Origin of the sequence: Microaerobacter geothermalis (genome assembly GCF_021608135.1) — a bacterium.
Lineage (GTDB): Bacteria > Bacillota > Bacilli > DSM-22679 > DSM-22679 > Microaerobacter > Microaerobacter geothermalis.
Genome location: NZ_JAKIHL010000032.1, coordinates 21129 through 44340, shown reverse-complemented (window position 1 = coordinate 44340; position 23212 = coordinate 21129). Strand labels below are relative to the sequence as shown.

Genomic DNA, 23212 nt, shown 5'->3' with positions numbered 1-23212 from the left:
ATACGAAGTTCAGAAGAATACTGCATCATAACTACTGGAAACATTTACAACGATTATCCCGGGCATCCCTATACCCATTTTTATCTGGAAATTGATACCAAGCACTTGACATTTTTAGATCAGTATGACCCGGGAGGGAATTATTTTCATATCAAAGTTAGTTTCCACTTCTAAATTATTCGATGCTGGCCAATTCTTTTGTTCTCCTTAGAACATCCTGAGGATCAACCGTTTTTCGGGCTACCCCTGTGTCCATTGCTGCTTTAGCCACCGCAGCGGCAACCGCAGGAGCCACCCGGCTATCAAATGGAGCAGGTATGACGTAGTCCGCATGCAACTCATCGTCTTGAATCAATCCAGCAATGGCATAAACGGCAGCCAATTTCATCTCTTCATTGATGTCTGTTGCGTAAGTATCCAATGCGCCTCTAAACAGTCCTGGAAACGCTAAAACGTTATTCACCTGGTTAGGAAAATCGGAACGTCCGGTCCCTATAACAGCTGCTCCGGCAGCTTTGGCTTCATCCGGCATGATTTCCGGCACCGGATTGGCCATCGCAAAAATAATCGGATCTCTATTCATCGACTGAATCATCCCTGGAGTAACGGCTCCAGCTACGGAAACTCCAATAAAGACGTCAGCCCCTTTCATGGCATCAGCTAACGTTCCCTTAATTTTATTCCGATTGGTGATCCTGGCAATCTCCTCTTTCACAGGGTTCATACCATAGTCTCTTCCTTCAAAAATGGTTCCTTTGGTATCACACATGATCACATCTTTTACACCCATGGAAAGAAGAAGTTTAATAATCGCGATGCCTGCAGCGCCAGCGCCATTGGCTACAACATGAATGTCTTCCATTTTTTTATTGACCACTTTTAAAGCATTGATCAATCCTGCTGCCGTAACAATGGCCGTTCCATGCTGATCATCGTGAAAAACAGGGATATTCACCTCTTTTTTCAATCGTTCTTCAATCTCAAAACAATTTGGAGCTGCGATATCCTCAAGGTTGACTCCTCCAAAGCTGGGTTCTAAGCGCTTGACCGTTTCTACAATTTCATCAACATTTGTTGTTTTTAGACAGATAGGAAAGGAATCTACCCCTGCAAAGGCTTTGAATAAGAGAGCCTTTCCTTCCATAACCGGCATGGCCGCTTCCGGGCCGATATTTCCTAAACCCAACACAGCGGTGCCATCTGACACCACAGCCACAAGATTTCCTTTAATGGTATATTCATATACCTTTGTAGGATCAACATGAATTTCTTTACATGGTTCTGCAACACCGGGTGAATAAGCTAGACTTAGATCTTTCGCATTTTTGATTGAAACTTTTGATTTTACCCCAAGTTTTCCTTGATGAATCCGATGAAGTTCCAGAGATTCTTCACGCAACGTAGACAAAACCCTCACTCCTTTTATTAACCTCCATACTTGATAAATCAAAAAGGAGGTTTATGACATTTCTTATGATTAGACTATGTGTAAAAAGTGGTCAGACCACTCCACTCCCTACATTATATCAAATGGTATATTTGTGTAAAAGGCCATTTTTTAGATGATTCTCACTACTGCTGCCCCCTTTCCGAGAATTTCTTCCACTTTCTCAACCAGACGCGGACTTAATTGAATGTCATAATCAGGCGACAACCTTCTTACCTTTCCTGTCATCTCATAGTACAGATAGATGGGAACATTCCCTTTTTCCTGCTGCTTTAATAATTGTTGAAGTTTACGTAGGGACTCAGTCTGTTTCAAATCCTTGGGAATTCGAACAAACAGCTCTTTCTGCTTTTCTTCCAATGAGAAAAGGCGATTTGCAGTTATTTTTACCGTTTCCTCTGTATGATGAACCCGCCCTTCAACAATGAGTGGAACATCCCGATTTAGCACATGTTGATTTTTTTGATATTCCCTTGGAAAAATGGTTACCTCTACCTGGCCCATTTTATCCTCCAGAAGAAGAAAGGCCATCTTTTCTCCTTTTTTCGTGGTGATGGATTTTACTTCTAATACCAGTCCCGCCACTTTCACCCATTCGCCATCCTTCTTCTCGTGAAGATGGTGTATAGAGTCAAAATCTCTAGTGATTTTCGAATAATTGTCCAAAGGATGTCCCGATAGATATAATCCTAATAATTCTCTTTCATGGGTCAATTCTTCTCTTTTTGAAAAAGGAGGGATATCTTCGTAAAGAACTGGAAAACCGCTGGTTTCTTCATCAAACAGAATCATCTGGTCTAATAGCTGCTTTTTCTTCCAATTGTGGGAGAATTGAATCATTTCTTCCAGGGACGCTAGTTTCTGAGCCCGATGCCCAGGTAAAGAATCAAAGGCGCCAGACAAGATCAGACATTCTATCGATTTTTTGTTGCACGACCTCTGGTTGATTCTCATGCAGAAATCTAACAGATCTTTAAAAGGACCCTTCATTCTCTCCTTGATGATTTCTTCAATAGCGTGAACCCCCACATGCTTTATCCCAGCTAACCCAAAACGAATTCCCTCATTTTCTATGATAAATTGAATGTGGCTTTTATTAATATCCGGCGGATACAAACGGATTCCCAGTCTCTTACATTCCTCCATGTACTCTGCTGTTTTTTGTTGATTCCCTATCACCATTGACAATAGGGCTGCCATAAAGGGCTTCGGGTAATTGGCCTTTAAATAGGCCATTTGGTAAGCAACGACCGCATAGGCTGCAGCATGGGAACGATTAAATCCATAATCAGCGAAACGAAGGATCAGATCATACACATAATTGGCTAATTCCTTACCATAACCCTTATTGATGCTCCCTGTAACAAACCGATTTCTCTGCTCATCCAATATTTCTCTTTTTTTCTTGCCGACGGCCCTGCGTAAAATATCGGCCTCACCTAGGGAATACCCCGCCATTTTAGAAGCAATCTGCATAATTTGTTCTTGATAAACGATAATCCCATAAGTAGGCTCTAATATCTCTTTTAAATCAGAGTGAGGATAAGTAACCTTTCTTCTCCCGTATTTCCCCTCGATATATTGGGGAATAAACTCCATCGGCCCTGGTCGATAAAGGGCTAATACGGCGATGATATCCTCAAAATGGCTTGGCTTTAATTCCCTTAATACATTTCTCATTCCAGAGGATTCCAATTGGAAAACACCTAAAGTATCCCCCCTTCCAAGGAGCTGATAGGTCTTTTGATCATCAAAAGGGATGTTTTTTAATTGAAGGCTAATCCCCTGCCACTCTTCAAGGTGGTTCAGGGTTTTTTCTATGACCGTTAAATTTCTTAATCCCAATAAATCCATTTTAAGGAGGCCTAAATCTTCTAACACATCCATCGAATACTGAGTTAACGCATGTCCTTCATTTCCTTTCATTAAAGGAACATAATCTGTCAATGGTTCCCTTGAGATCACCACACCGGCGGCATGGGTGGAAACATGTCTTGGCATTCCTTCCACCTTTTGGGCCGTGCTTAATAAAGTTTTGACCTGATGATCTTTTTGGGCCCAATTTCTTAATTCCTCATTTTCCCTTAGAGCCTTTTCAATGGTGACACCAATTCCTAAGGGAATCATTTTGGCCGTTTTGTCTACAAGGGAATACGGAAGTTTTAATGCCCTTCCAACATCCCTAATGGCGGCCCTGGCAGCCATTGTTCCAAAAGTAGCAATTTGAGCCACCCGGTCACTTCCATACTTTTCAACCACATAGCGAATCACTTCATCCCTTCTCTCGTCTGAGAAGTCAATATCGATATCCGGCATCGTAACCCGTTCCGGATTTAAAAATCTTTCAAAAAGCAGCCCATATTGAATCGGATCAATATCCGTAATATGTAAAACATAGGCCACCAAACTGCCGGCAGCAGATCCTCTTCCAGGCCCCACCATAATTCCTCGTTTTCTTGCCTCACGAACAAAATCAGAAACAATCAAAAAATAATCAGAAAAACCCATGCTTTGTATCACAGATAATTCATATTCTAACCTACTCCTGATCTCGTCAGTTACACTCTCGTATCTTTCCTTTAATCCCCTCTCACACCATTCACGGATAAATTCTTCTGCACTGGTTTGTTCAGGCAAATGAAAACGAGGAAGAATACTTTTTCCCATAGGAATTTCCAATTGACATCTCCTTGCAATATGGGATGTATTCTCTAATGCTTCCGGGTAGTGGGAAAATAACCGCTCCATTTCTTCGGCTGATTTTAAATAAAATTCCTGAGTAGGAAATTTCATTCGATCTTCCGTATCTATCGTTTTTCCGGTCCCAATGCACATCAGAACATCCTGTATTCTATGGTCTTCTTTTTTTAAGTAATGAACATCATTGGTGACCACAAGGGGGATTCCTGTTCTTTTTGATATTTTGGTCAACCAATAATTCACTTCTTTTTGCTCCTGGATTCCATGATCTTGCAACTCCAAAAAAAAGTTCCCTTTGCCAAAAATTTGTTCGAAATGCAGGGCTGATGCTAATGCCTGCTCCGTTTTTCCTTTTAAAATCCATTGGGGGATTTCCCCGCCAATACACGAACTTAATCCAATAATTCCATTATGATATTGCTGAAGCCATTTCTTTTTCATCCTTGGCTTGTAGTAAAAGCCCTCCAAATGGGACTTGGATACCAGTTTTAATAGATTTTGGTATCCTTCCATATTTTCCGCCAATAAAATCAAGTGATAATAATCGTCTCCCTCATCAACATAAGCTTCCACTCCAAGAATCGGCTTGATTCCCCATTGAAGGCAGGTTTTATAAAATGGAATGGCTCCGTGCAGGACCCCGTGGTCAGTAATGGCCAAGGATGACATTCCCAAAGATTGTGCCTGTTTAACCAGCTCATAAATGGGATTGGCACCGTCCAATAAACTATATTCGCTATGGACATGGAGATGAACGAAATCACGGACCATCTCCTATCCCTCCTTCATTCAAACTTTCATCAACGGTCTGTCCATCAAGAACTAAAGTTTTTTTCATCCATATATTTGATTTTCATTATATCACTTTTTCAAGCACATAATTAAAATCACGAATATCAGCTGAATATATCGGCTGAATATATTCATAAAATCGCTTTTGAAACCATACATTGTATCAGATTGTCCAAAGGAGAGGAGAAGGAATGATCACTTTTTTTATCACAGTGGCCCTTGATTTTTTTGTTGCCTTTGGAGTCGTACTGGGGGGGTCAATACTTGGCGGAATCAGCGCGTTTCTTACTCATCAGCCTCCAATGGACACCATGGCGGATTTGGCAGAAAAATTAAAGATATGGGCCCTCGTAGCGGCAATTGGAGGAACGTTTGATCCTATCTATGAATTGGAAAAAGGATTTATGTCAGGAGAGATGTCCCCAGTGATAAAGCAGGTCCTGTATATCCTCTCAGCCTTCTACGGCGCACATGTTGGAACTCAGGTCATTAAGTGGATCGTGAAGGGGGAACTGTAAGAATGAGATACATCTCCAGGATTCTTCACAAAAAATGGATTCGCTATGAAATGATCTTCTTATTAGGAGCTCTATTCGGAGCTTTTCTATTTCTGTTCCTTTACGGCCAAAAAATGGATAATCTGATTTTGGAAAATAATCAATTAAGCATACTAAATATGCAGTTAATGACCGACATTGAATCCTATAAAAAACAACTGGATAAGCGTCAGCAAAAATTGGTGGTTCGAAAGGTAAACATCCATATAAAAAAAGCACCGGACGGCTTTATGGAGTCTAACCTGATTGCCATGGCTTCTAATGATGCCAAATTTCTATTGGGAAAAACATTGGACAGCGTGATTGAAACCCATGAAGCAATTATAAATCTATATAATCAAAGAGAATATCCTATCAAAGACCAATATATAAAAACGAAACTGGATACCTTAATCATCTCCACTGAAATCCATATTTGGCTGAGGATTGAAAATATCAGTTAAGTTTTTGCATCTCGCTAATTATGACACATTGGTGAAATTGTCTGGAAACAAGTCGCCAGAATCCTTATTTTCGTGTAAAATAAAGTAAGGGTAAACGTAACTTTTAAGAAAGGAGGCTTTGAGATTATGGTAATAAATCAGAAAGCAATTGCCCGGGCGAAGGTAGAGAAATTAAAAAATGGTTTTTCTGCTTTCACCGAGACTGCAGCAGTAACAGAATTAGTAGAAAAGGAAGTCAATAAGCTGGGGCTAAGAGTGCACGTGGATAAAACTTCTAAAGGTTGCTGGTTTATTCCCATAAAGGAAAATGAATAGTCAAGCAGAAATTCAGCTTCCTTATAAAAAAGCTTGGTTAACAGCCAAAGGATAAAAAACCCAGATGAATTTACATGAGTAAATGATCTGGGTTTTATTTATTTTTCTATGACCTGAGCCGTTAACATCGCCTTACCTACTAACTGATGATCATGATAAATTTCCACATCCACCTTTCCAAATTTCCGGCTGACCTCCAGTACGTGGGGGTGTATCTCAATGATACTCTCCAACTGAATAGGCTTAAGAAAATAAATAATCATATTTTCTGGAACTAAATCCCCTTTTTTATATTGCCTTAATGCCCGATTTCCCGATTCATTGATTAACGTGCTTAAAACGCCGTTAGAAAGGATGCCCAGGTGGTTGGTCATCTGGGGCGAAACCACCCCTTTAAAGAAAATTCCTCTATCTCCTTTTATTTCTTCAAATTGGGTTAAAATCAAATCCTCAAAGGTTTCCCCTATTTGCGGCTGTTTTTGAATATACTGAAGCGCTTTCAAAACATCCTGTCTGCTGATAATTCCAAGGAGTTTCCGGTAATGGTCAACGACCGGGAGAAGTTCAATTCCTTCCCATACCATCATATGGGCGGCTGATGCAACGGAAGTTTTCGGAGATACCGTAATTGGATTCTTCGTCATGACCTTTTCAATTGAGGTTTCCATGTGATGACCCAAAATATCCTTTGAGGTAACAATTCCCTGAACCTTTAACTGATGATCCAAGACAGGATAGCGGGAATGTCCTGTTTTAATTTGAAGCCGATGCCAATCCTGTACCGTTTCAGCAGTCATTAAATAATCCGTTGCTTCAATCGGAATTAATATATCTTCCACCATCATGATTTCTTTTTTAATTAAACGGTCATAGATGGCCCTATTGATTAAGGAGGCCACGGTAAAAGTATCATAACTGCTTGAAATAATCGGCAACTCCAATTCGTCAGCCAATCGTTTTACCTCATCATCTGCATCAAACCCTCCGGTAATCAATACCGCCGCACCGTTTTTCAAGGATAATTTATGGGCCTGATCCCGATTACCCACGATAAGAAGACTCCCTTTATCCACATATCTCATCATCGCTTCCAACTTCATTGCTCCGATGACAAATTTATTCAGGGTTTTATGCAGCCCTTCCTTCCCGCCTAACACCTGTCCGTCTACAATATTCACAACTTCAGCAAATGTAAGCTTTTCAATATTCTCCCTTTGCTTCTTTTCAATCCGAACGGTCCCGACCCTTTCAATGGTACTGACCAACCCTTGAGCTTCTGCCTCTTTGATCGCACGGTAAGCAGTTCCTTCGCTTACTTCCAATTCTTTGGCAATTTGCCTGACAGAAATTTTCGCGCCAACCTCTAATCCTTCAATGTGCTTTAAAATTTGCTCATGTTTTGTCGACATGCTTTCACCAAACCTTGTTCTCCAATTCTGTTTCATAACAATAATCGTTCTGTACCAATCTGTTCTAAATTGTATTATACCTTCAGGACTGAAAACAAATCAACATAAATTAGTTCGTTTGTTTTATAAATACTTTACCCAGGTCCTCAACCTCTTCGTTCAATCTTTGTCTCCTTATTTCCTCTTTGTCGATTTGCAAAACATTAGATAAATGTGCTCCAACGACAAAAATGGCAAATAAGAGCCATGCCCATGAAAAAGTGGTTTCCACTGGCATTTTTGAATAAAAGGGTACCCTTAGGAGTCCGTATATCAGGACAGTCAGACTAAGAATAAAATAAAAATACATGGCTATTTTCTTCATGATTATCACCCCACAGTTTAGTTTATGAGGAACAAGCCGCATCATGAACAAAAAAAGTGCAGCCCATTTTTGGCTGCATATATATAAAAGGGGGTTTTTCATTGATTATATAATACCCCATCAATGTTACAAAAAGATTACAAAAATATTACATTTCTATATCACTTTTACTGATCCTTTGTATATAAAATTCCTTTATTATGGTTCTTTTACAAGGTCAACTTCTCTCCTGAAGATAGGACTTTCCCGGATATACCTTCCTTCCTTAATTGCATTACAAATTCTTCAGGGTTTTGCTGGATGACAGGGAACGTATTAAAATGCATGGGAATAACCAATTTAGCCCTTACCCACTTGGCAGCCAGCAGCGCATCCTCCGGTCCCATGGTAAAATTGTCTCCGATCGGGAGAAGAGCGACATCAATAGAATTTAACTCTCCAATTAGTTTCATATCTCCAAAAAGAGCGGTATCCCCAGCGTGATAAATGGTCTTCCCTTCTATGGTAATGAGGTAACCACAGGGCATCCCCAAGTAAACAATGTTTTTCTCGGCATCATTTACGTCACTGGAACCATGGAAAGCTTGGGTCAGCTTGATCCGACCAATAGAAAATTGTCTGGAACCACCGATATGCATAGGATGAGCTTTTGCTCCCTTCCATCCCATATATGTGGCCAACTCATAGGGGGCGACAATCGTTGCATCATTTCCCTTGGCAATATCTATTGCATCACCAACATGATCTCCATGTCCATGGGTAATCAACACGTAATTCACCCTGATATCCTTCACACCGATCTTGGCTTGGGGATTACCAGTAATAAACGGGTCAATAATCAATGACTCCTTCTGGCCACGAATTTCAAAACAACTGTGTCCGTGATAAATAATATCCATCCTGTTTCCTCCTTTTTCTAAGTATATTCTTCTTTATTTATTTCTGGGTAAGGGTAGAAATTCCTTCAACCAATTTTAATCACTTCTTTGCGAACTCGACTTGATGTTCTTAGCAAACTCTTAGTCCCTTTAGATTATCTGAAATTTAGATAAAGCAATGCTTGAAATAACCCAATGATTCCTCCCAATAAAGCACCCAGATTTGTAATCATTCTAAATTCTCTACCCGATATATCCAAAATCATGCTTTCCAATCTGATCAGCGGAAAACTTCGAACCTCTTCGGCAACAATGGAAGAAACATCCACCTTTGACAGGAGGGACTCCATATGTTGTTCCAGAAAGTTAACCACCCACTGGATAAACAAGGAAATTCCCCTTTCATCCAGCCATTGAAAAAAAGGTTGAACAGGAATTTGATTAAGCCTTCTTTCCCAGATGGGAAGGTTAACAATAAAAGCAGCAAATTGGTTCACTTGCTTCTGTATCCCCTCTTCTCCCAACCAATTTTGTAATTGTGAAATCCGAATTTCCAGACTCTGATTCACCAGCCGGGCAATACCTTCTTTGATGAAATTCCTCATGTCTTCCTTCTCCAACAGAGAAAGCAGTTGAGCTTGTACGAGGGAAGTCATTTTCGCATCTCGAAAAAATTTACCAAACAGAGAGGAGAAAAATCCTTTACCCTCTAATAATTCGGATAATGTTCTCGAAATCATCAACTCCCCCTCTTCAGAGGATACATATTTTTTTAAAGAATGAAGGATATAGTTCTGCAAATTCCTTTCCCATTCTTCCCTTTTTTCTGTCATCTCATATGGAAGGATCTCCTTCAACGTAAGACCTCCCTTATTTTCCAACCATCCTTCAACAAAGTCATAACCCTTTGCCGACAGCCATTTTTCTATATTCCTTTTCCAATCTCTCCAAGTGGTTTCAGACAGAAAACCTTCCATCCAGCCATTTAACGTTTTTTCAGAATGGTAAATCTTCTGCAGCAAGTCCCTTCCCTTTTCCAATAAATCCTGTTGCCAGTCTTCCCGCCTGATTCTTCTGATTAAACCTTCGGAAGTAAACAGATAGCGGTCCACCATCTTTCCCATTTGTTCTGCTAATTCATCCTGTCTTTTGGGAATAAGACCGGGAGTAAACGGTACTTTCCATTTCCCGATAAACCACGGCCGAAGCGGTCTAAATAACATTTTTATCGCCAAGTAATTCGTGAATCCGCCAATCAAACTTCCAATGCCAATACTTACAAAAATCATCCACAGCTCATTCATCAAATTCCTTCCTTCCATTCTTGGGAAAACAAGCCCCTCTTATTCACCATGGTCATTTTACCTACATAAAATACAATATCCTTTGGGCGCCGCCAACCCTTGATTCACCTTACCTAGGAAAAGGGGTATCATGATGAATTTTATAAAAGTTTCCATACAAATTGAAGATGATCGATATTTCAAGAAAAACATCTCCATGATCATAAACCAGGATCTGGCCAATCATATTGCTCTTCCCATCGGTACACCTGTTAAAATTCAATTTGGCAATCGAAAAGAAGTAGGAATCATTGAAACCTTCAAAGGAAACAATCAAGTTCTTCTGATTCGTTCTTCTTTAGGAAAAAAGCTTTTATTACCGAATCACATTCAGCTCCACGGAAGGTACATCAATGAAAAAGAATCCACCTTTTTCCTTGGTCCGTTGATTGGAGTCCTCGTCTCTAATGTATATCAAAGTGACGACCGGTTTGGAAATCTAACGCCCTTTTGTACTGAGATATGTCAGGCAGCAAGGATAAGGGGATCTTTCGCTATCATTTTTCCCCTAAAGGAAATTTTATGGGAACAAAACCAGGTAATTGGGTGGACCCGTACTGCCCTCGGATGGAAATCGGATACTTATCCCATCCCTAATGTCATTTACAATCGGTTATCCAGCCGCTCCCAGGAAAACAATGATTCGTTTCATCAGTTTTTGCATCGCCTAAAAGGAATGGATATTTCATTCTTTAATGAGCATTTTTTAAACAAATGGCAGGTGTATGAAGCATTTAGCCCCCATCCATCCCTCACATCCATGATACCCGTCACAAAAAAATACCAGGGGGGCCAAACCTTGCAACATATGCTCAAACATTATCCATCCATTTTCGTAAAACCCATTCATGGAAGCATGGGGAGAGGAATTTATCGAATTTCAAAAAATAATAAGGGATTTTTATGTCAATATTCTACCCTAAACGGTCCGGTTAATCGCCAATATTCTTCCATCAACCAGATGGCTTATTCACTATCGTCCAGGTTGGGAAAAAAACCTTATTTAGTCCAACAGGGATTAACATTGATTATGCAAAGTGGAAGTCCCATAGATTTTAGGGCCCTTGTTCAAAAAAACCGAAATGGAAAGTGGTCCATCACCTCTATTGTGGGACGAACCGGAAGCAACAACCACATTGTATCAAATATCGCTTCAGGGGGAACCTTAAGTTCCCCTCAGCAGGCCCTGACACAATCTTCTCTTCCTCCTCCATTCAGACCAACCATCAACACAATGAAAAAAATCGCTCTGGAATTTGCCAATGCAGTCGAGAAATATATTCCAGGACACTATGGGGAATTGGGTATTGATTTAGCCGTTGATCACATGGGAAAAATCTGGCTTTTGGAAATCAACTCAAAACCATCAAAAAATGAAGAAACCCTGCTAAAAGAACGACCGGATCCCCGACCATCGGTATTTAAAATCATTGAATACGGACTATATTTGACAGGGTTTATCCCAAGAAAAATTTATGCCAAAAGAAAAAGAGACAGTAAACGCAGGTGATGATGATTGAATCCTTTCTATTTGGGAATTATGGTTTGTCGCGTCTTAACCATAAATCAGCCTACCTTCGGCGAGAAGACATTCTTTAAAAATTTGTTCCTGGAAGGTAAAAAACTGGGAGTGCCCATGTATATCTTTTCCCCCCTTGATATTGATTGGCCAAAGGAGATGGTGAAGGGCTATTATTTGTCAGAAACAGGATGGAAAGAGAAGGTTTTTCCGCTTCCCAGAGTAGTCTATGACCGATGTTTTTATCCTAATCAACAAGTGTTTAAAATGTATCAGCCCTATGTGAAACGAGTAAAAAGCCATCCATCCATTAAATTTTTGGGATTTGGATTAATGGGAAAGTGGGAAGTTTACGAAATTTTAAAAACTTCACAGGAACTTTCTTCTTGGCTACCTCCTTCTGCTTTATACACCAATGAAAAAGAAATGCTGAAATGGCTTAATCAATATCAATCAATCATTCTTAAGCCGATTAGCGGAAGCCATGGACGTGGAATCATCCGATTGACAACCCATACCAACAACCAATATTCGCTGATTGGAAGGACGGAAAAAAATGAGTTCTTTCACTGCGTAATGTCCGATTGGAGAAAAACAGTGCAATGGATCAACCGATTTGTAAATAAGAGAAAATATCTTGTACAGCCTTATTTAAACCTGACAAACAAAGATGGAAATCCATTTGATGTTCGTATCCTTGCTCAAAAGAATCATAAAGGAGAGTGGACATTGACAGGCATGGCCGTCCGATGCGGACAGAAAGGACACCTTACATCCAACCTCCATGGAGGGGGAAAAGCGGAAGAAATCGAAGACTTTTTAAACCGAAATTTTCCGGAAAATATCGTTAAAAAAATTCTATGGAGTATCCAACGAATGGTTGAACTTCTCCCCCCCTATTTGGAATCCCATCATGGAAGACTGATTGAATTGGGAATTGACATTGGAATAGAGCCAAATGGGCAGATCTGGTTACTGGAAGTCAACTCCAAACCCGGTCGACGGGTCTTTCAAGAAATAGGAAATAAAGAGATGCAGGCCAGTTCCATTCGAAATCCGGTAAAATACGCCCGTTATTTGTTGGAACGTGTATAGGAGGCATATTTGTTATGAAATCATACCCTGTTCATCTTCACTTTACCCAACCGACCAGCAAACCCTTTTTCTATGTATCAAAAGAGCTTTGTCAGCAGTTTAATTTACAGCACCAGCGCCTCATTGAGATCCAATGCGGTTCTCAAAAAACGAAAGCCTACGTGATCAAAACCAATATAGGAAAACATGTGCTTGGAGTTTCCCCCCTATTGAGACAGCGTCTTTTGATTCCTTATCAAGGTTTGATCCACATGAAAAGAACGGACACTGGTGTCCGACTCGGACCTGTAGTAGGAATCCTAACCACTGTGGCATTTTCAACAGAGGAACACCCATTGGGAGGACGAACCTCATTTTTTAAACATCTCCTTTCTATTCGTCCAGACCCTGGGTCCTATTACTTTGTTTTCACTCCTGAACAAGTAAATTGGGATAACATGTCAGTCGAAGGATTTTTCCTAACCGATGATCATACAAAATGGCAGAAGAAAATTGCCCCATTACCTGATGTCGTTTATGATCGGGTCCCAAACAGAACCATGGATCGAACAAAGAAAGTCATAGAATGTAAGGAAAGGATTAAAAACCTTCATATTCCGATGTTTAACCAAGGGTTTTTTAACAAGTGGAACATTCACCAAAGATTAAGCAATCATCCCGCTGTCAAAGAATACATTCCTGAAACCTATATGGTACCTTCTCTAAGAGCCATTCAAAAAATGCTTTCCCGTCATCAAATGATCTATTTGAAACCCTCCGGAGGAAGTTTGGGGTTAGGAATTATTAAGGTTACACATCATCCCGTTAAGGGATTACTTTGTCGCTACAGAAAAGGCAACCACAATGTATTGAGGCAATTTGATTCCGTTCAGACAATGATGGATCATCTCTTCGCTGGAACGAAACGTTTGCAAAATTATCTCGTACAACAGGGAATTCAATTGGCTAAAGTAAATAACAGACCGGTAGATTTCAGAATCCATTTAAATAAAAACCGGGAAAATCAATGGAAAATCACAGGAATCGGAGCAAAGGTAGCAGGTTGGGGAAGTGTCACCACCCATGTCAGAACCGGAGGGACCATCACCTCCAGTCAAAATATTTTTCACACCCTTTTTGGTCCAAATGGTGATGTAATTAGACAAAACCTGGAGGATGCAGCCATTCGATTAGCAGAAACCCTTGAATTTAGTTTTTCAGAGCCCCTTGGAGAACTGGGATTTGATATTGGAATTGATAAAAATGGACATATTTGGATGTTTGAAGCCAACTCCAAACCAGGAAGATCCATTTTTAAACACCCCAGCTTAAAAACTGGAGATCAACTATCCTGCCGTTCCATTCTTGATTACGGATTTTATCTTTCACAATTTTGAAGTTAAGAAGAAAGGAGAGACTGAAATGAATACAAGTCAAATACAAATCACATTTCTCCCTAACGGATGGCATATCCTTACCTCACAACCGATCAAAAAAAGGATGAGATGGGGGGCGGAGAATGTCCCCCTTTCAATTACTCCCCAAACCGAAGCCAACCATCCGGGATCCTATACGAATATGCTTGCAAAAAATAGGGAAGACGGTTCCATAAAGATTGGCCCACTCATTGGAATTTTAACGATGAAAGGAAAAACCAAACCCTTTAGGGGGAATATCCGCAACTTCGTAGATATTATTGCAACGGCAAAAAAAATTGGAGGACTTGTATTCATTTTTACCCCAGAAAATATTGACTGGAAACACCGACAAATCCACGGTTATTACCTGAACCAGAAGGGTTGGTCACCCGTATTGTTTCCCTTTCCTGATGTCGTCTACAACCGGATTCCATACAGGGAAGAAGAGCAAAAGCCAAAAGCCCAATTAACGTTGGAAAGACTCTCAAATTTTCCTAATCTTTATTTATATAACCCTCATTTCTTTAACAAGTGGACATTATTCGAATGGCTTAAGCAATTCAAAACACTCCCATGTTCTCTTCCAGAAACAGCCCAGATAGAGACCAAAAATCAACTTCATGATTTTTTGGAAACCTATCAGTCCATTTACTTAAAGCCCATCAGGGGAAAAGCAGGAAATGGAATCATTCGAATAGATAAATCAAATGACCATTATTTACTTAAATACCAGGATAAAGATATTCAGCATAAAAAATGTAAAACTTTACATGAAGCGTGGAACCTGATACAGCCTTATATCAGGAAACAGGGATATATCATTCAACAGGGAGTTCCGCTTTTAACTTACCAGGGAAATCCCTTTGACTGCAGAGTACTTGTTCAAAAGAATGGGAAAGGAGAATGGGTTGTTACCGGAGTTGGAATTCGTGTAGCAGGGAGATATGGAATAACCACTCATGTGCCAAGGGGCGGCAAAATTGCCAAACCCCATCAGGTACTAAAGGCAGCATTCCACTCGGATCAATATGCTGATTTAATGAGGAGAATAGAAGAATGCGCACTAAAAATGGCCCTTCACATCGAACATCATGTTGCAACGGTTGGAGAGATGTCGATGGATTTGGGGATTTCTGCTGATGGGAAATTATGGTTTTTTGAAGCCAATGCCAAACCGATGAAATTTGACGAACCGGATATCCGCCAACGTTCTCTAATTCACATCATTCAATATGCTCAATATCTAAGTTTCTTCAAGTAACAAATCTATATAGAGACAGAATTATAGATATGGAACGAAAGATTCACACGTCCGCTAGTCGAGTTCGGGCAAGAAGTGATCCACGTCCGCTTCAGCCTAAAGAACGGAGCCCCTCAAAAACATCTGGGTATTTCACAGATGGAGTCAGTTTGAGGACTAATTCCCGTTCTTTAGCCTTTGATATGAAAATAAAATTTTCATCCGAATTTGTGACCCTTCGGGTCATGTAAGTTTAGTTCCGTCTATATTAATTGGTTCCATTCACATAATTTTTAAAGAGAATTCAAATGCAAGAGGTGACATGCGATGGAAATTAAAAGTTTAAATCCTTCCCAGTTTGTGAAACTTAAAAAAAGTTTATTGCAATTTGTCATTTCCCATGGAGAAAGGAAAATTACATCAAGGGCAATTCAATGGATAAAAGAATTAGAACCGCTCAAATTGGATCAACCCGGGTACTTCCTCCTTATAGCAGCAGAAGAAAAAAAGCTTCTGGGACTAACAGCAGTAGCCAATTATGGTACTGAAGAATCTTTTGTAGTTGTTCATAAAAGGGAGAGACAACAAGGAATTTCCCAAGAAATGATCAAATTCTTGTTTCAACAGATAGACAAAATATACGGTCGTGTCTCACTGGATAATATCCCCAGCATCAAGATGTGTTTATCAATGGGAATGGTTGGATTTAAACTAGTAGAAGGGCCTACCGGAAAGCCAACCATGTGGTTTGCCCGAGGAAACTGGAATCCAAAAGATGTGGAGTAGATCCCCATGGTGCGAATCGGTGTACTTATCTATCGGTATACCAATCGTTCATTTGAAGAAAAGCCATTTCTTGCTGATCTTACCAAGGCCGGAATGGAGTTGGGAGTAGAGGTCTTTATCTTTTCCCCACAGGATGTCTCTGAAAAAAGGGGATGGATCAAAGGAGATACCTTTAATACAAAACAGAACCGCTGGGAAACTGGCCATTTCCCTTTACCAGATATCATTTATGACCGTCTTCGCTATCACGCTACACCCGCCTTTCAGGAATATATCCGCTTTAGAAAGTATTCGTCTCTCCCTTTTATGAACAACAGACTGGCCTCCAAATGGAAAATTCACCAATTATTATATCAGGATCCTTCTATCAAAATATATTTGCCGGAAACCGTGTTTTATCAGAATCCAAATCAAATTTTTAAGCTGTCGGAGAAATATTCTTCTCTATTTTTAAAACCCATAAATGGTACAGGCGGACGACACATTTTAAAAATAAAAAAAGAAAAAGATCACCATTTCTCAGTCCTTGGAAGAAATGTGAAACGGCATATCATAGTAAAGACACATCTATCCCCCTCCGAATTGGTCTATTTCGTCAACCATTGGATCCAAAGAGAAAAAACGTATATCCTTCAACAAGGTTTAAATATTCAACTGGAAAACAACAGAGTTTCCGATGTCCGGGTACTCATTCAAAAGACTAACGGGGAGCATTGGGGCATTACCGGAATGGGAGTGAGAACAGGACAAAAAAACAGTGTGACATCCAATTTGCATGGGGGAGGTTCTGCTGAGAAAATCACACCTTTTCTTCAGCGGAATTTTGACACAGGAAAAGCGATGTCCATTATCGGTGAAATAGAACAAATGTCTAAAAAGATATCCAAAAATCTAGAATCCCACTTCGGACGTCTAGTTGAACTGGGCTTAGACATTGGAGTGGATAAAGAAGGAAAGCCATGGTTGATCGAGATTAATCCGAAACCGGCCAGAAAAATATTCCTTTACTTGAAAGATAAAGAAACGTACATTCTATCGCTGAAAAGACCCTTACTGTATGGACTCTATTTAATCGAGACTTCCATTTCCAAAAGAAGTAGAACTGAAGTTTAGTTGCTCCTCACAGGACGTACCATTATCGACAATTTGACCAAGAGCTTTCCGCGATTTATTTTCTAAAATATGGAATAGAGAACGGAATTAGCCCTCAAACTGACTCCATCATCGAAATATCCGGATATTTTTGAGGGCTCCGTTCTTTAGTCTCAAAGCGGATAGTTCCATCGTAAGTTATAGTGACGGTTAGATGGCTTCGGTAAACTGTTCTTCTTCCGTAGAACCGGTTAAAGCTGTTGTAGAAGAAGTTCCGCCAGAGATCACCATGGATACCTCATCAAAATATCCAGTTCCCACTTCACGCTGATGTCTGGTTGCGGTATAACCATACTTTTCACTGGCAAATTCCGCCTGCTGCAGTTCAGAGTAAGCTGCCATTCCTTTATCTTTATACTCTCTGGCCAGTTCGAACATACTATGGTTTAATGCATGGAAGCCAGCCAAAGTAACAAATTGGAATTTATATCCCATTTCTCCCAATTGCTCCTGGAAGGACGCAATAGTAGCTTCATCAAGCTTTTTCTTCCAGTTGAAGGATGGGGAGCAATTGTAGGCTAAAAGCTTTCCAGGAAATTGGGCATGGATCGCTTCGGCAAAACGTCTCGCTTCCTCCACATTGGGTTCTGAGGTTTCACACCAAATGAGGTCAGCATAAGGTGCATAGGCCAATCCTCTTGCAATAGCTGCATCCAAACCACCCCTCATTCTGAAAAATCCTTCGGATGTTCTCTCTCCAGTCAGAAATTCTTGATCCCTTGGATCAATGTCACTGGTAATCAGATGGGCTCCATTGGCATCAGTACGGGCCACGATAAGGGTTGGGACACCCATGACGTCGGCAGCCAATCGGGCAGCAATTAAATTTCGAATAGCGTTTTGAGTAGGAATCAGCACCTTTCCACCCATATGTCCACATTTTTTCTCAGAGGAAAGCTGGTCCTCAAAATGAACGGCAGCAGCTCCTGCCTCAATCATACTCTTCATCAATTCGAATACGTTTAATGGACCGCCAAATCCTGCCTCGGCATCGGCAACAATTGGAGCAAACCAATAAATATCATTCTTCCCTTCGGCATGATGGATTTGATCAGCTCTCTGAAACGCCTGATTGATCCGTTTTACCACATGAGGGACACTATTGGCGGGATAAAGACTTTGGTCAGGATACATTTGTCCAGCCAGATTAGCATCTGCTGCCACCTGCCAGCCGCTCAGATAAATGGCCTTTAGTCCTGCCTTTACTTGTTGAACAGCCTGATTTCCCGTTAATGCTCCAAGGGCATTAATGAATTTTTCTGTATGCAGCAGATTCCATAGACGTTCAGCACCCATCTTGGCAAGGGTGTACTCAATTTGAACAGATCCGCGAAGACGAACAACATCCTCTGCAGAATATGTTCTTTCAATCCCTTTCCAACGAGGGTCTGTTTCCCAACTCTCCTGAATCTCCTTCACCACATCTTTTTTTGTCATTGTTAGTCATCCTTTCTCTTGAATTTGTATTAGTACAGTTAAATTATTATGGTTCTATTATAATACAGTATAACGGCAATTTGTCAATATATTTTCACGAATTTAAAAACGTTAAATTTACAGATTTTTTTCAAACGTTTTCTTTTTTGAAAAAATGTTTGCAGAAATAAAGGTGTCATGGTAAACTAACTTTGAAAATTGAATAGATGCGGGAGCTTGGAGAACCAGGCTGAGAGGATGGCTATTCTGCCATCGACCGTTGAACCTGAACTGGATAATGCCAGCGGAGGAATTTTTGTATGCACGAAACCTGTATAGAGCCAGTTCAAAAAGGAGGATAAAAAGGGCCGAGAATTTCAAGGCAGCGTAGCTTTGAACACCGGAGCGTATGCTTTTAAAACGTGAGGAGCGCAAAAGCAAGCTAACGCAGAAATTCGACAGCAATTTTTACCAGACTTTTTGAACATCCTCTTATAGAGTTGAACCATCGGGAAAGTATTACTCCCATACTCTGAAATCGTTTCGTGTTTACACCTCCGAAGGAAGGTTCAAAAATGAATCTTCTTTTTTATTTTGTTAAGGAGGGATCACCATGTCAAAAAATCAGAATCAGCTGAACATTTCCTTTACGTCCTCTTTTCCAGGAAGCCAAAAAGTTTATGTGATTGGATCACGTCCAGACATCAAAGTTCCCATGCGGGAAATTCAACTTCATCCGACCAGCGGATTGAACGGCGAGGTTAAGAATCCTCCAGTTCGTGTTTATGATACGAGCGGCCCTTATACAGAACCTGAATATGATGTGGATGTTCATAGAGGGCTTCCGGTTTTGCGCAGAAACTGGATTCTTGAACGAAGCGATACTGAAGAATATGAAGGTCGCGAAATAAAACCGGAAGACAACGGATTTAACGTTGACGATCCTCGGGCGAATCAAGAGGTTTATCCCGGTCTGAAAAGGCGTCCCTTGAAGGCAAAACAGGGGAAAAACGTGACACAAATGCATTATGCCCGCCGGGGATTAATTACTCCTGAAATGGAATTTATTGCGATCCGTGAAGGCGTATCTCCAGAATTCGTTCGAGAAGAAGTAGCCCGAGGCCGTGCCATTATCCCGGCAAATATTAATCACCCAGAGAGTGAGCCAATGATTATCGGCCGGAATTTCTACACAAAAATCAATGCCAACATTGGAAATTCAGCCGTAACTTCCTCCATCGAAGAAGAAGTAGAAAAGATGACTTGGGCGATTCGATGGGGAGCAGATACCATTATGGACCTCTCGACCGGAAAAAACATCCATACAACTAGGGAGTGGATCATTCGCAATTCACCTGTACCCGTCGGAACCGTACCCATTTATCAAGCTCTGGAAAAAGTAGGAGGTAAGGCTGAAGATCTTACTTGGGAAATTTATCGGGACACATTGATTGAACAAGCGGAGCAGGGTGTTGATTACTTTACAATTCACGCAGGGGTGTTGTTAAGATACATCCCTTTGACTGCAAAGCGGGTTACGGGAATTGTCTCCCGAGGCGGTTCCATTATGGCTGCCTGGTGTTTGGCCCATCATCAAGAAAACTTCCTATACACTCACTTTGAAGAAATTTGTGAAATTTTGAAAACATATGATGTAGCGGTTTCATTAGGGGATGGCCTTCGACCGGGATCCATTGCCGATGCCAATGATGAAGCACAATTTGCAGAATTGGAAACCCTTGGAGAGCTTACCCAGATTGCCTGGAAACACGATGTACAGGTGATGATCGAAGGTCCAGGGCATGTTCCCATGCACAAAATTAAAGAAAATGTAGATCTGCAGCAGAAAATTTGCCATGAAGCCCCCTTCTACACACTGGGCCCCCTTACAACAGATATTGCCCCGGGTTACGACCACATTACATCAGCCATAGGAGCTGCCATGATCGGCTGGTTTGGCACCGCCATGCTTTGTTATGTAACCCCTAAGGAACACCTTGGACTGCCGAATAAAAACGATGTAAGAGAAGGAGTGATTGCTTACAAGATTGCTGCCCATGCCGCTGATCTGGCAAAAGGACATCCTGGAGCACAAATTCGTGATGATGCCCTTTCCAAGGCCCGTTTTGAATTTCGTTGGAAAGATCAATTTAATCTATCCCTTGACCCGGAAAGAGCCATGGAGTACCATGATGAAACTCTCCCGGCAGAAGGAGCAAAAACAGCCCACTTCTGTTCTATGTGCGGCCCCAAATTTTGCAGCATGCGAATTACACAGGATATCCGACAATACGCGAAAGAAAAAGGCCTTGAACCCGATTCAGCTATACACGAAGGGATGGAGGAAAAATCAAAAGAATTTAGAGAGTCCGGAGGTAAAATATACAGATAAATTATCGAATTAAGGGGGCAAGAAAATGAACGATCGCCTTGTCATCGGAGGAAAAGAATTGGAAAACCGATTATTTATTGGTACGGGAAAGTTCTCTAAGCATACCATCATCCCTGAAGTTATCAAGAGATCTAACTCCCAGGTTATAACGGTTGCGCTGCGAAGAGTTGATTTTGATTCGCGTGAAGAAAACATTTTAAATTACATTCCCAAAGATGTGATTTTACTTCCTAATACATCAGGTGCAAGAAACGCAGAAGAAGCCATAAGAATTGCCAGGATTGCTAGAGCCGCTGGAATGGGAAACTGGATAAAAATAGAGGTGATCTCTGATCAAAAATACCTGCTCCCTGACAATTATGAAACCATCAAAGCAACGGAAATATTGGCAAAGGAAGATTTTGTTGTATTGCCATATATGAGCCCTGACCTGATGGTTGCAAAGAAACTACAAGAATCGGGAGCAGCAGCAGTAATGCCCCTGGGTTCACCCATTGGCTCAAACAGAGGATTAAAGACAAAAGAACTGATACGGATTTTAATTGATGAAATCAATCTTCCCATTATCGTTGATGCCGGAATAGGCAAACCATCGGATGCGGCTGAGGCAATGGAAATGGGTGCCTCAGCAGTACTGGTCAATACAGCCATTGCTACTTCCGGAGATCCTGCAGCAATGGCAGAAGCCTTTCATCTATCCGTAAAAGCTGGAAGACTGGCTTATTTATCCGGTTTGGGAACTTCCTCACTTAAAGGGGAAGCCTCTTCCCCACTAACCGGCTTTTTGACGAAATTGTAATATGACTGAGTCTTAAAAAAAGATTTCTGTGAGAGGATAAGAAGTCATGAGTTTTTATGAAGAATACAGCCAATTGAAAAATATTCAATTTAACGACTTTTTCCAATCCGTCAGCTATCAAGATGTGGAAAGGACTTTACGAAAAGAGAGATTAAACGAGAACGATTTTTTAACCCTGCTATCACCTGCAGCAGAAAGTTTTATGGAAGAAATGGCCGTTAGAGCGCATCAGATCACTGTGCAGCACTTCGGAAAAACGATTCTTCTATATACACCGCTTTACCTAGCAGATTATTGTGTAAATCATTGCGTTTACTGCAGTTTTAGTATTAACAATCCCTTCCCAAGAAAAAAACTGTCTATGTCGGAGATTGAAGAAGAAGCAAAAGAAATAGCCAAAACAGGTTTGAAACATCTTCTAATCTTAACCGGAGAATCCAAAATCCATACTCCCCTTTCTTATATAACAGATAGTGTCAATATATTAATCAATTATTTCCCTTCAATATCCATTGAAATTAACCCGCTGGATACAGAGGAATATGCAGAATTAGTAGAAAATAACGTGGATGGTCTTACGGTTTATCAGGAGGTTTATAATGAAGAAGTGTACAGGGAAATACACTTAAAAGGACCAAAAAGAAACTATCAATACCGCTTGGACTCTCCAGAAAGAGGCTGCCAGGCCGGTTTCCGTTCCGTCAATATAGGGGCCCTTTTGGGATTGGATGATTGGAGAAAAGAAGCATTTTTTACCGGAATGCATGCGAATTACCTGCAAAATAAATATCTAGATACAGAGATAAGCATTTCATTGCCGAGAATCAGACCTCATTTAGGGAGTTATCAGCCAAAGTGTATTGTAGAAGATAAGAATTTGGTTCAGATCATGCTTGCCCTACGGCTATTTTTACCAAGGGCAGGAATTACTTTATCAACAAGGGAAAGTGCAAAACTTCGCAATCATCTGATCTATTTAGGAGTAACCAAAATGTCAGCCGGCTCTTCTACCGTAGTGGGAGGTCATACTCTGGACCACGGAACAAGCCAGTTTGAAATCTCTGATAAGCGAGATGTAAAGGAAATTCGGGAATACCTCTATCAAATCGGGTATCAACCACTATTTAAAGACTGGCATCTTATTGGATAAAGAAAACTCATATTTCGA

Annotated in this window: 19 protein-coding genes and 1 riboswitch; of the genes, 12 read left to right on the top strand and 7 right to left on the bottom strand. The window is 40.7% G+C overall.

The genetic code is table 11. From position 1 onward, the window contains the following. Nucleotides 1-175 precede the first annotated feature (175 nt). Together L1765_RS11750 and L1765_RS11745 are read right to left on the bottom strand one after the other, a co-directional pair. On the bottom strand, nt 176-1408 hold the full coding sequence (locus tag L1765_RS11750) for an NAD(P)-dependent malic enzyme (RefSeq protein WP_236407676.1): 1233 nt from the start codon (nt 1406-1408) through the stop codon (nt 176-178). A gap of 150 nt (nt 1409-1558) precedes the next feature. Further along, nucleotides 1559-4918 (bottom strand): DNA polymerase III subunit alpha, encoded by a 3360-nt coding sequence (locus tag L1765_RS11745; protein WP_236407675.1) that lies wholly within the window; start codon nt 4916-4918, stop codon nt 1559-1561. 212 nt (nt 4919-5130) lie between these two features. Here L1765_RS11745 and L1765_RS11740 point away from each other — a divergent pair, with 212 nt between their 5' ends. The 3 genes from L1765_RS11740 to L1765_RS11730 all read left to right on the top strand — a co-directional run bounded on the left by L1765_RS11740 (nt 5131) and on the right by L1765_RS11730 (nt 6254). After that, nucleotides 5131-5457 carry a YtrH family sporulation protein gene (locus L1765_RS11740; RefSeq protein ID WP_236407674.1) on the top strand — a complete coding sequence of 109 codons (327 nt, stop codon included), beginning with the start codon at nt 5131-5133 and terminating at the stop codon, nt 5455-5457. Nucleotides 5458-5459: 2 nt separating this feature from the next. Then, nucleotides 5460-5939, top strand: a complete 480-nt coding sequence (locus L1765_RS11735) for a hypothetical protein (RefSeq protein ID WP_236407673.1) — start codon at nt 5460-5462, stop codon at nt 5937-5939. 126 nt (nt 5940-6065) lie between these two features. Continuing rightward, entirely contained in the window at nt 6066-6254 is a 189-nt protein-coding gene (locus L1765_RS11730) for a hypothetical protein (RefSeq protein ID WP_236407672.1), read from the top strand. 98 nt (nt 6255-6352) lie between these two features. Here the strand turns inward: L1765_RS11730 and L1765_RS11725 are convergent, their stop codons facing one another. From L1765_RS11725 to L1765_RS11710, 4 genes are all read right to left on the bottom strand, one after another. After that, the gene (locus tag L1765_RS11725; protein WP_236407677.1) at nt 6353-7663 is read right to left on the bottom strand and encodes a CBS domain-containing protein; all 1311 of its coding nucleotides are present in this window, start codon (nt 7661-7663) and stop codon (nt 6353-6355) included. A 109-nt stretch (nt 7664-7772) separates the two neighbouring features. Then, entirely contained in the window at nt 7773-8027 is a 255-nt protein-coding gene (locus L1765_RS11720; RefSeq protein WP_236407671.1) for a hypothetical protein, read from the bottom strand. A gap of 209 nt (nt 8028-8236) precedes the next feature. Further along, nucleotides 8237-8926 carry a metal-dependent hydrolase gene (locus L1765_RS11715; RefSeq protein WP_236407670.1) on the bottom strand — a complete coding sequence of 230 codons (690 nt, stop codon included), beginning with the start codon at nt 8924-8926 and terminating at the stop codon, nt 8237-8239. A gap of 134 nt (nt 8927-9060) precedes the next feature. Next, nucleotides 9061-10209, bottom strand: coding sequence for a DUF445 domain-containing protein (locus L1765_RS11710; protein WP_236407669.1), 1149 nt, complete (start codon nt 10207-10209; stop codon nt 9061-9063). A 133-nt stretch (nt 10210-10342) separates the two neighbouring features. On the opposite strand from L1765_RS11710, the gene L1765_RS11705 reads away from it, so the two are divergent. From L1765_RS11705 to L1765_RS11680, 6 genes are all read left to right on the top strand, one after another. Continuing rightward, nucleotides 10343-11758, top strand: coding sequence for a YheC/YheD family endospore coat-associated protein (locus L1765_RS11705; protein WP_236407668.1), 1416 nt, complete (start codon nt 10343-10345; stop codon nt 11756-11758). A gap of 6 nt (nt 11759-11764) precedes the next feature. Further along, a complete protein-coding gene (locus tag L1765_RS11700; RefSeq protein ID WP_236407667.1) occupies nt 11765-12862 on the top strand; it encodes a YheC/YheD family endospore coat-associated protein in 1098 nt (365 codons plus the stop codon). A 14-nt stretch (nt 12863-12876) separates the two neighbouring features. Continuing rightward, nucleotides 12877-14238, top strand: a complete 1362-nt coding sequence (locus L1765_RS11695; RefSeq protein WP_236407666.1) for a YheC/YheD family endospore coat-associated protein — start codon at nt 12877-12879, stop codon at nt 14236-14238. Nucleotides 14239-14263: 25 nt separating this feature from the next. Beyond that, entirely contained in the window at nt 14264-15520 is a 1257-nt protein-coding gene (locus tag L1765_RS11690) for a YheC/YheD family endospore coat-associated protein (protein WP_236407665.1), read from the top strand. A gap of 306 nt (nt 15521-15826) precedes the next feature. Continuing rightward, nucleotides 15827-16285, top strand: coding sequence for a GNAT family N-acetyltransferase (locus L1765_RS11685; protein ID WP_236407664.1), 459 nt, complete (start codon nt 15827-15829; stop codon nt 16283-16285). Between the two features lie 6 nt (nt 16286-16291). Further along, entirely contained in the window at nt 16292-17398 is a 1107-nt protein-coding gene (locus L1765_RS11680; protein WP_236407663.1) for a YheC/YheD family endospore coat-associated protein, read from the top strand. Nucleotides 17399-17587: 189 nt separating this feature from the next. On the opposite strand, the gene aceA is transcribed toward L1765_RS11680, so the two are convergent. Further along, the gene (gene aceA, locus L1765_RS11675) at nt 17588-18874 is read right to left on the bottom strand and encodes an isocitrate lyase (protein WP_236407662.1); all 1287 of its coding nucleotides are present in this window, start codon (nt 18872-18874) and stop codon (nt 17588-17590) included. Between the two features lie 198 nt (nt 18875-19072). Further along, nucleotides 19073-19183: riboswitch (TPP riboswitch) on the top strand. A gap of 283 nt (nt 19184-19466) precedes the next feature. Here aceA and thiC point away from each other — a divergent pair. Genes thiC through thiH form a run of 3 tightly spaced genes read left to right on the top strand, consistent with a single transcriptional unit; the run spans nt 19467 to nt 23194 of the window. Further along, the gene (thiC, locus tag L1765_RS11670; protein WP_236407661.1) at nt 19467-21245 is read left to right on the top strand and encodes a phosphomethylpyrimidine synthase ThiC; all 1779 of its coding nucleotides are present in this window, start codon (nt 19467-19469) and stop codon (nt 21243-21245) included. Nucleotides 21246-21270: 25 nt separating this feature from the next. Next, complete coding sequence (locus L1765_RS11665; protein WP_236407660.1) at nt 21271-22044, top strand: thiazole synthase; 774 nt, start codon at nt 21271-21273, stop codon at nt 22042-22044. 46 nt (nt 22045-22090) lie between these two features. Next, on the top strand, nt 22091-23194 hold the full coding sequence (gene thiH / locus L1765_RS11660; protein WP_236407659.1) for a 2-iminoacetate synthase ThiH: 1104 nt from the start codon (nt 22091-22093) through the stop codon (nt 23192-23194). Nucleotides 23195-23212: the final 18 nt, after the last annotated feature.

Bases quoted from the DNA above. Each gene is read 5' to 3' on its own strand.
- L1765_RS11745 (WP_236407675.1), bottom strand. From the start codon at position 4,918: ATGGTCCGTGATTTCGTTCATCTCCATGTCCATAGCGAATATAGTTTA.
- L1765_RS11740 (WP_236407674.1), top strand. From the start codon at position 5,131: ATGATCACTTTTTTTATCACAGTGGCCCTTGATTTTTTTGTTGCCTTT.
- L1765_RS11735 (WP_236407673.1), top strand. From the start codon at position 5,460: ATGAGATACATCTCCAGGATTCTTCACAAAAAATGGATTCGCTATGAA.
- L1765_RS11730 (WP_236407672.1), top strand. From the start codon at position 6,066: ATGGTAATAAATCAGAAAGCAATTGCCCGGGCGAAGGTAGAGAAATTA.
- L1765_RS11725 (WP_236407677.1), bottom strand. From the start codon at position 7,663: ATGTCGACAAAACATGAGCAAATTTTAAAGCACATTGAAGGATTAGAG.
- L1765_RS11720 (WP_236407671.1), bottom strand. From the start codon at position 8,027: ATGAAGAAAATAGCCATGTATTTTTATTTTATTCTTAGTCTGACTGTC.
- L1765_RS11715 (WP_236407670.1), bottom strand. From the start codon at position 8,926: ATGGATATTATTTATCACGGACACAGTTGTTTTGAAATTCGTGGCCAG.
- L1765_RS11710 (WP_236407669.1), bottom strand. From the start codon at position 10,209: ATGAATGAGCTGTGGATGATTTTTGTAAGTATTGGCATTGGAAGTTTG.
- L1765_RS11705 (WP_236407668.1), top strand. From the start codon at position 10,343: ATGAATTTTATAAAAGTTTCCATACAAATTGAAGATGATCGATATTTC.
- L1765_RS11695 (WP_236407666.1), top strand. From the start codon at position 12,877: ATGAAATCATACCCTGTTCATCTTCACTTTACCCAACCGACCAGCAAA.
- L1765_RS11690 (WP_236407665.1), top strand. From the start codon at position 14,264: ATGAATACAAGTCAAATACAAATCACATTTCTCCCTAACGGATGGCAT.
- L1765_RS11685 (WP_236407664.1), top strand. From the start codon at position 15,827: ATGGAAATTAAAAGTTTAAATCCTTCCCAGTTTGTGAAACTTAAAAAA.
- L1765_RS11680 (WP_236407663.1), top strand. From the start codon at position 16,292: ATGGTGCGAATCGGTGTACTTATCTATCGGTATACCAATCGTTCATTT.
- aceA (WP_236407662.1), bottom strand. From the start codon at position 18,874: ATGACAAAAAAAGATGTGGTGAAGGAGATTCAGGAGAGTTGGGAAACA.
- thiC (WP_236407661.1), top strand. From the start codon at position 19,467: ATGTCAAAAAATCAGAATCAGCTGAACATTTCCTTTACGTCCTCTTTT.
- L1765_RS11665 (WP_236407660.1), top strand. From the start codon at position 21,271: ATGAACGATCGCCTTGTCATCGGAGGAAAAGAATTGGAAAACCGATTA.
- thiH (WP_236407659.1), top strand. From the start codon at position 22,091: ATGAGTTTTTATGAAGAATACAGCCAATTGAAAAATATTCAATTTAAC.